This is a genomic window from Nitrobacter vulgaris (assembly GCF_031453995.1).
GTDB classification, from domain to species: Bacteria; Pseudomonadota; Alphaproteobacteria; order Rhizobiales; family Xanthobacteraceae; genus Nitrobacter; species Nitrobacter vulgaris.
This window is the reverse complement of the sequence record NZ_JAVDPZ010000075.1, coordinates 1-4,841: the sequence shown is the minus strand read 5'-3', so window position 1 is coordinate 4,841 and position 4,841 is coordinate 1. Positions and strand designations below refer to the sequence as shown.

Here is a 4,841-nt window from a genome sequence, read left to right as displayed (position 1 = left end):
GGGAAAAGCGCGCTTCGCGAGCGGCCTCTGCCGCGCCCAGACTGGCCTGCTTTTACTCCGCCTCCGTGGCTTGGTTTTGCTCCGCCGTTGACAGTCTGATTTGAGTGGTTTCGGTCTTCGGCATTTTCAATCTCCTTCATTGCTGAGGCGATTGAAAACAATAGATATCGATGCTGGAAGCGCCTTCGAAATACCGTGCGGCATTTTCGGGCTGTAGCGTACACATCGGCGGGTTCTCCCTGACTGCTAGGTGCAGCATAGGGGGCGAGCAGGCGCTGATGGACAGGCACTACTACCAGGCGATCAAGAATCGCGTCTGTTACCAGAGGTTCTTGCCGTCGATGACATCGATGGGAAGGGCATCCACGTCGAACCCATCAAGGCATCTAAGATTCACAGAGATTTTGCGCCGTGAGACGTCGAAGGCGTCTCCGTCTCCTTCCGTCCCATACATTGAGTAGTCCGGACTGTCTGAAAACGTTGTGCAACCGCATCTACCGCAGTGGTAATGGCGATGTTCAGCATTCGTCGGGGAGTATTGTATTGAATGGTGAGCCGAGGAATTTAGCCTAAACTGGGCGGGCTCGCAGTACCCCCACAATGCACCGCGCTTACTGCAAAATGAACAGGTGCATTTCGTGGCGACGTCCGGGGTGAAATCTATTTCAAACAGCGTTGACCCACAGTGGCAGCTTCCAGCGATTGGCATGAAATCTCTTTTCAGATAGATGTTTAGATTAGGAGGGACTTAAATCTCTGACAAGCCTGCCCTCCATATTCCGGCACCGAGCTGGCCTAACACCGCTTATGCCAGTTGTAACCACAACAGCTGATGCGACGAGCCAATTTGGAAGCGCATTAACCTCCGAAGTTCGCATTAATCGGCTCTTTCTAGATATCGTGGTAAGACCCTGCGGACATGCACTGTCGGCCGGGTGGTTGATTGAAGTATGATCGTCGTCAGCCGCTTTCGTAGTTCATGCCGTCTCCAAATTGTTCATTGTGCCGTCGCACCCACTGCTCGATTTCGAAGTGGCGACCCTTGACAAGATCCGCTTCGCGACGCTGGCGCTCCCAAGCCTCGCTGGGAGCCTTACCCTGGGTTTCCGTCTGCGCGATTTGTTGGCCGCCGCGGAAAACAGTCAGCGAGTTAGAAGGCAGGGGTTGCCAGTCATCATCGTCGGTCACGGGATAGGAAGAGATCATCGTCATCGCGGAGCATGCTTCATCATCCGCTACTCGGCGTTCGAGTTGATACAGGACCGTATGAGTATGCACGAACAGTAGTTCGCCATCGCTCATGAGAATGTTGAAGACGCCCAGTTCGTTCGTGCGGGAAATCTGACGACTTAGCGCCCCGGTAAGATGCTCTAGGTCCGTCGCCCCGTACTCTTGTTCAGAAGAAGTATCAGCCGACATCAGGAGCGCGCAAAAGGCGCGTTCCGAAGGAGTCCTGCCGATTGGCCGGCATGTGTGCGTGTCGAAAGGAAGCTGTCCGGGTAGGTCTCCATCGTGCGCGAAGACCCACGAGCGCCCGCCGAGTTCACGCTCGAATGGCTGAATATCGGCGATCGTAATCGGGTTCGTAGAGTTCTCAGTTTTGTTAATATGAGCAATCGCAAGAGAGCTCCTAAACGCTTCTCCGTTGAAAGGAGACAAATAGGACGTTCGAGCGAACGCCCGCTTTTCCTTGAATAGTCTTGCTGCTTTGCCGTCAAAAATAGCGATGCCCCACCCGTCGGCGTAGCCGTAAAGGTCCTCACCATGAGGTTTCAAAAGAGCAAAGGATGTGCCTGGATCGGACGGCACGCCGCTTATCAGTCCAAATAATCCGCTCAAAACCACACCTCATCAATCAATTATTCGCTTGAATGATATTAGTTAGAAGCCTCCGGTCAAGACGTCATCGCGCGGCGTGATCTCCACACTTGGAATTGGCGGGAAATGGCACTGACGCGATCGAGATCACTTTTCCGCGGCGGCCGGTGTGAAAACCGACTCCGGGTCCTGACTGTGCGACTCAAGGCGGCGGTGAGGCTCGATCGCCGCCCACGCCTCGTCACCGAACCAGAACAGCCTGCTGGTCATCGCCTCCAGCGCAAAAGTGACGGCAGGGAATCGGATTTGCTACGATCCTCAACACCCTGATTGGGTATCGACCCTAGCGGGCCACAAACCCAAGCCGTACAATCAAGTAATCTATTGAATGATTGCGCGTTACGTGCAAAGGTGGGCGACACCCTCGGTCCTCACTGGAGTTCTTGCATGTCAGCAGCAATCGAAGACCCGACAACTGGTCGGGATAGCCTAAAGTCACCGCCAGCGTCGGCAGGAATTCCCGCCGGTGTCTATCTCCTCGCACTCAGTCTCTTCGCAATGGGCAGCGCGGAGTTTCTGATGGGGGGCATCCTTCCCAAGATCGCCGCCGACCTGCAGATTTCGCTGCCGGCCGCCGGAACTCTGATTTCCGCCTTTGCGATCGGTGCGCTGGTGGGAGCGCCTCCGCTTGCGCTGATGACATTGCATTGGTCGAGACAGCGTACGCTCTTGGCCAGTCAAGCCGTCTTTGTACTGGCGACCGTCGCTGGCTTGATGCTCGACGGCTACTGGCCGCTGCTCGTCTCGCGTATCGTCATGGGCCTGGCTTATGCGTGCTTCTGGGCCGTGGCCGCTGCGACCGCAGTTCAAATGGCCCCTGCGGACCGTCGTGCGAAAGCCCTCTCGATCGTCGTGAGCGGTCTCACGCTCGCGATGATCCTGGGCGGTCCGGCCGGCACCTTCATTAGCGATTTGGCAGGCTGGCGCGCTGGATTCTGGGCAGTGGCCATCGTGACGACGGCCGCGGCGATCGCCGTTTTCCTCACCGTACCTGACGCAAGGGACAACGACGCGCCCGCACCCGATGCTCGAACAGAGCTTCGCGCAATGATGCGCCCCGCGCTCTGGGCGGCCTATGCCACAACGGCCCTTACCACTGCCGCGTATATGGGAACGTTCGCCTATCTGGGCGCCCTGCTGCTTGACGTCACTCGCCTGCCGACAGACTGGCTGCCGCCAGTCCTATCGCTCTTCGGCATCGGCGCCTTGGTGGGTCTGACCATCGGGGGGCGAACGGCCGATAAATACCCCTTCGCCACCCTTTGCGTCGGCATCGTCGGATTGGTGCTGGTTTCGATAGCGATCGTCTATTGGGCCGCGAGTTGGGGTCCGATCATTGCGCTGGTGTTTCTCCTTGGCGTGGCGGGGTTCCTGCTCAACCCTGCCGTTTGGGGTCGGGTCTATGCGATCTCCCCGGACGCTCCGACCCTGGTGGGCGCGACCAACTCCTCCGCTTTCCAGCTCGGGCTGACGTTCGCGCCGCTCGCGGCAGGATTGGCCATCAGCGAAGGCTACGGCCTGCCATCTATTGGCTGGGTCGGCGCGGCCATCGCAGTCGCGGCGCTAGGGACTGCGCTTCTCGACCGGCGCTTGAGCCGCGTGTGAGGTCGAAAGGGCGTCGCGGCTCAGGCCTCGACGCCCGGCTTTCCATTGCGGCGCGCCTGACGCGAACTGGTCTCTATGCCCTACTGACTTGACCAGCGTCGGCAGGCCCGAATGATTTCAATGCGAAAGCAACTTCAGGCAGGTGTTTCGACCGGAAGACCGGCGGCCTTCCAATCGGGAAACCCTGCGGCAAGCCGACGAACCCGAAAGCCCTTAACCGCTAAGATATCGGCTGCCGTGGCGGATAGTACGCAGTAGGGGCCGCGGCAATAAGCGACTATGTCCTGCCCCGGTTGCAGTTCCGCCAATCGAGCTTCCAAATCCTCAACCGGAAAATTGAGCGCGCCAGGAAGATGGCCGTGAAAGTATTCTTCGGCAGGACGGACGTCGAGCAGCGTTAAACTTCCATCCGCAAGCCGTTCCAGCAGCTCGTCGCGAGAGATCGAGTCGAGCTTGCCGCTCGCGTTGATCGGGTCGGACATTAACTCGCGGACTTCGGCCCGCGTATGTTCCGTATAGGCGCGCAAGGACGCCAGCACGGCCTCGATCGGTCCGCCGCCGAGACGGTAAAGCACGCGCTTGCCGGCCCGCCGCGATTCCACAAAACCCGCTCGGCGCAAATGTTGAAGGTGCTGAGAGGTGTTAGCGATCGTCAGCCCGCTTAGTTCAGCAAGACGCTCAACCGCTCGTTCGCCTTGCGCGATGTGCTCAAGCAGCATGAGGCGGTGTGGATGGCCGAGGGTCCGGGCGGTCTCCGCCAGGTCGGCATACAAGAGGGTTGGTGCATCGGTTTTCATCATTGACAGATTTGTATCATTAGACAATCATTCAAGCAACTCATTGAACGATTGGCACTTTGGGTGTATATTACGGCGCGCAGTAACAGGGAGGTTGTCGGTGGACCAGGAGATCGTGACAAACGTTTGCAGGGCCGTGCTAGTGGGCATAGGAGCCACTCTCGTCATGGATGCCTGGGCGCTCCTGCAGAAGCGTGTCTTCGGCATCGCATCTCTTGATTACCGCTTGGTCGGTCGATGGATCGGCTACTTCCCAAAAGGAAAATTCGCGCACGAAGCGATTGGCAAGGCTGCCCCCTTATCTGGTGAGGTCCTTCTGGGCTGGGGAGCCCATTATGCCATTGGCGTCCTGTTTGCCATCATTCTCGTCGCTGTTTGGGGTCCCGAATGGCTGCATAAGCCGACGCTCACGCCCGCCCTCATCGTGGGCGTTGGTAGCATTGTCGCACCGTTTTTCCTCATGCAGCCTGTGCGTGGCGGTGACAAAGTAGGCCACGGAGCGCCGGCGTGATGTCGGTGCGGGCGGAGTAAAAACCGTCCAGTGGCTAGGTTGATCCCTTT

At 58.2% G+C, this 4,841-nt stretch carries 6 protein-coding genes; 2 read left to right on the top strand and 4 right to left on the bottom strand.

Annotated features, from left to right (window positions below; translation table 11 throughout):
• Positions 1–319: 319 nt before the first annotated feature.
• The 3 genes from GGQ85_RS21105 to GGQ85_RS20525 form a co-directional block, all read right to left on the bottom strand.
• A complete protein-coding gene (locus GGQ85_RS21105; RefSeq protein ID WP_445376084.1) occupies positions 320–709 on the bottom strand; it encodes a GFA family protein in 390 nt (129 codons plus the stop codon).
• 251 nt (positions 710–960) lie between these two features.
• A complete protein-coding gene (locus GGQ85_RS20530) occupies positions 961–1,839 on the bottom strand; it encodes a class II glutamine amidotransferase (RefSeq protein ID WP_309776057.1) in 879 nt (292 codons plus the stop codon).
• Positions 1,840–1,965: 126 nt separating this feature from the next.
• Positions 1,966–2,088, bottom strand: coding sequence for a hypothetical protein (locus GGQ85_RS20525; RefSeq protein ID WP_309776056.1), 123 nt, complete (start codon positions 2,086–2,088; stop codon positions 1,966–1,968).
• Between the two features lie 177 nt (positions 2,089–2,265).
• Between GGQ85_RS20525 and GGQ85_RS20520 the strand changes: the two genes are divergently transcribed.
• On the top strand, positions 2,266–3,483 hold the full coding sequence (locus tag GGQ85_RS20520) for a Cmx/CmrA family chloramphenicol efflux MFS transporter (RefSeq protein WP_309776055.1): 1,218 nt from the start codon (positions 2,266–2,268) through the stop codon (positions 3,481–3,483).
• A gap of 134 nt (positions 3,484–3,617) precedes the next feature.
• Here the strand turns inward: GGQ85_RS20520 and GGQ85_RS20515 are convergent, their stop codons facing one another.
• Positions 3,618–4,283 (bottom strand): ArsR/SmtB family transcription factor, encoded by a 666-nt coding sequence (locus tag GGQ85_RS20515; protein WP_309776054.1) that lies wholly within the window; start codon positions 4,281–4,283, stop codon positions 3,618–3,620.
• Between GGQ85_RS20515 and GGQ85_RS20510 the strand changes: the two genes are divergently transcribed.
• Positions 4,186–4,791 carry a DUF2938 domain-containing protein gene (locus GGQ85_RS20510; RefSeq protein ID WP_309776053.1) on the top strand — a complete coding sequence of 202 codons (606 nt, stop codon included), beginning with the start codon at positions 4,186–4,188 and terminating at the stop codon, positions 4,789–4,791. The two genes, GGQ85_RS20515 and GGQ85_RS20510, sit on opposite strands and share 98 nt — an antisense overlap.
• Positions 4,792–4,841 lie beyond the last annotated feature (50 nt).

What these genes read in the sequence shown, in the direction of transcription:
- GGQ85_RS20520 (WP_309776055.1), top strand. Translation starts at nt 2,266, where the DNA reads ATGTCAGCAGCAATCGAAGACCCGACAACTGGTCGGGATAGCCTAAAG.
- GGQ85_RS21105 (WP_445376084.1), bottom strand. Translation starts at nt 709, where the DNA reads ATGCCAATCGCTGGAAGCTGCCACTGTGGGTCAACGCTGTTTGAAATA.
- GGQ85_RS20525 (WP_309776056.1), bottom strand. Translation starts at nt 2,088, where the DNA reads ATGACCAGCAGGCTGTTCTGGTTCGGTGACGAGGCGTGGGCGGCGATC.
- GGQ85_RS20510 (WP_309776053.1), top strand. Translation starts at nt 4,186, where the DNA reads ATGTGCTCAAGCAGCATGAGGCGGTGTGGATGGCCGAGGGTCCGGGCG.
- GGQ85_RS20515 (WP_309776054.1), bottom strand. Translation starts at nt 4,283, where the DNA reads ATGATGAAAACCGATGCACCAACCCTCTTGTATGCCGACCTGGCGGAG.